General features: G+C 76.6%; 2 protein-coding genes. One reads left to right on the top strand and one right to left on the bottom strand.

Annotated features, from left to right (window positions below):
- Positions 1-1,107 (top strand): alpha/beta hydrolase family protein (locus tag ACFXA3_RS41800; RefSeq protein ID WP_385196629.1); only part of this gene is annotated, 1,107 nt, incomplete at its 5' end.
- Between the two features lie 25 nt (positions 1,108-1,132).
- Here the strand turns inward: ACFXA3_RS41800 and ACFXA3_RS41795 are convergent.
- On the bottom strand, positions 1,133-1,810 hold the full coding sequence (locus ACFXA3_RS41795) for an HAD-IA family hydrolase (protein ID WP_385196627.1): 678 nt from the start codon (positions 1,808-1,810) through the stop codon (positions 1,133-1,135).
- Positions 1,811-1,959: the final 149 nt, after the last annotated feature.

Raw genomic sequence — 1,959 nt, 5'->3', positions numbered from 1 at the left:
CGGCCCGCCCCCGGGGGGGCCCCCGCGGGCGGCGCCGCCCGCGCCCTCGCCGTCGACGGGAAACCGCTGACCGGGGACGGGATCCAGGTCCGCCGGGTGGCGGGCACCCACCGCGGCCGGCTGCTCGTCGAGGCCGGGCAGCGCGACCCCGCCGAACAGCAGGTGCTCCTCCTCGACCCCGCCACCGGGGAGCCGACCCCGCTGGCCGACGGACCCGGCGTGCACGGCGTCCAGGCCTCCTCCGGGACGCTGCTGCTCACCACCGCCGACGCCGACGGGATCCGGCGCACCGTACGCACCGCCGACGGGCGGGAGTTCGTCCCCGCCGACCTGTCCGCGCCGCTGCCGTACCGGGTGGTCCCGCTGCTGGAGCGGGTCACCGAGCACGGCATCCCCACCGCGGTCGTGTTCCCCCGCGGCCACGTCCCCGGCCGGCGGCTGCCCGTCCTCGTGGACGGCTACGGCGGCCCCGGCTTCCAGGACGTGTCCGCCGAGCCTCGCCGCTGGCAGCACCGCCAGTGGTGGGCCGACCGGGGCTTCGCGGTGGTCACCGTCGACAACCGGGGAACCCCGTACGTCTCGCCCGCCTTCACCCACGCCGTGCACCGCGGGTTCTCCGACGTCACCCTGGACGACCAGGTCGCGGCGCTGCACGCGCTCGCCGACCGCCACCCGGACCTGGACCTCGGCCGGGTCGGGGTGCGCGGCTGGTCGTACGGCGGCTACCTGTCCGCGATGGCGGTGCTGCGCCGCCCGGACGTCTTCCACGCGGCGGCGGCCGGAGCCGCGCCGACCGACTTCCGGCACTACGACACGGCCTACACCGAGCGCTACCTCGGACTCCCGCAGGAACACCCCGAGGTGTACGAGCGCGACTCGCTGATCCCGGACGCCCCGAACCTGACCCGGCCGCTGCTGCTGATCACGGGACTCGCCGACGACAACGTCCATCCCTCGCACACCCTGCGGCTCTCGCAGGCCCTGACGGACGCCGGACGCCCCCACCAGCTCCTGGCCCTGCCCGGTGTCACCCACATGACGCCGAACGGCACGAAGGAGAAGCTCATGGCGCTGGAACTGGAGTTCTTCCGCCGCGAACTGGCCTGACCGACGGTGCGGCCGGTGACGCCGCTCAGCCGGTGGCGTCCCGGTGCGCGCCCCGGGCGAAGGCGAGGATCGCCGGCACGGCCTCGTGCAGACCGGTGAAATGCCGGTGCACCCCGGCGACCGGGGTCGGCGTGTTGACCCCCCAGACCGTCATCCCGGCCCGCAGCCCGGACTCGACGCCGGACGGCGCGTCCTCGATGACCAGGCAGTCCTGCGGCGCGGCGCCGAGGAGCTCCGCGGCCAGCAGGTAGGGCACCGGCGACGGCTTTCCCTCGGCGACGCAGGCGGCGTCCACGACGACGTCCGGGACCGGCAGGCCGGTCCGGGCGAACCGTCCGCGCACCCGGTGCCCGTAGTTCGAGGTCACCAGCGCCCAGCGGCCCGGGGGCAGGCCGGCCAGCAGCTCCGCCGCGCCGTCGAAGGCGGCGTAGACACCGGACCGGACGTCCTCGTCCTCCAGCTCGTGCAGCGCGGCGAGGCAGGCCTGCGGGTCCTGATCGGGGGCCACCTCCGCGAAGGTCTCCAGGGGACGGGTCCGCAGCGCCACCCGGTGGACGGCGGCGGGGTCGAGCCCGTGGCGCGCCGCCCACGCCTCCCAGACGCGGCGCTGGTTGGCGACCGCGTCGATCAGGGTCCCGTCGACGTCGAAGAGGACGTACGGCACGGGGGCGGGACGGGGCGGTCCGCTGTTCTCGTCGATCACGCCGTGATCATGTCATCGGGCCGTCGGGGCGCGGACGGCGGGGGGGGCCCCCGCCGGGCCGGGCGGCGCCGCGGGCCACCCACATCCCCGGGATACCCCGCCGGGACCGGGGGACTGGGAGGCCCCCGCCCCAGAGGCGGCGCTCCCCC

It is taken from the genome of Streptomyces sp. NPDC059456 (assembly GCF_042750055.1).
Taxonomy (GTDB): domain Bacteria; phylum Actinomycetota; class Actinomycetes; order Streptomycetales; family Streptomycetaceae; genus Streptomyces.
The sequence above is the reverse complement of the archived record's forward strand: the minus strand, read 5'-3'. Positions and strand labels throughout refer to the sequence as shown.